This is a genomic window from Halorubrum sp. GN11_10-6_MGM (assembly GCF_005435165.1).
Taxonomy (GTDB): Archaea; Halobacteriota; Halobacteria; order Halobacteriales; family Haloferacaceae; genus Halorubrum.
Genome location: NZ_SGUC01000139.1, coordinates 1 through 432 on the forward strand (window position 1 = coordinate 1; position 432 = coordinate 432).

At 57.2% G+C, this 432-nt stretch carries 1 protein-coding gene; it reads right to left on the minus strand.

Translation table 11 applies throughout. From position 1 onward, the window contains the following. On the minus strand, positions 1-432 hold a 432-nt coding region (locus EXE46_RS16420), incomplete at both ends, for a GAF domain-containing protein (protein ID WP_137689380.1).

Below are 432 nucleotides of genomic sequence, written 5' to 3' on the forward strand. Positions count from 1 at the left end.
CCGTGTAGTCAGCATCAGTCGAACCGATCATGTCTGAGACGGTAGTACCGTACGCGTCAGCGACCGCTTCGTTCGCGAGCAAGAATTCGCCGTCGGTATTCTTCGCGAATATCAGCTGCGGGACTGTGTTCATGACACGTTCGAGCTGATTGCGTTCAGACTCTATGCGGTCGCGCGCAGTACGTAGTTGATGTCGCTGCGCGACGAGCTCGATTGCCGTTTGGAGGTACTGTGTGACGATCAAAATGAGCTCGCGTTCGTCCTCGGCGAGATTGTCCGTTTCCGGCGACCCGACAAGAAACACGCCATCGTCGTCGATAGGGACGATAAATTCGGTACCGATCGGTGTCTCCCGGTTGTGAACGCCCACCTCGGTGGCGACATTCGGATAGTATGCCGGCGTCCCAGCATCGAACACCTCCCACGCAAGCG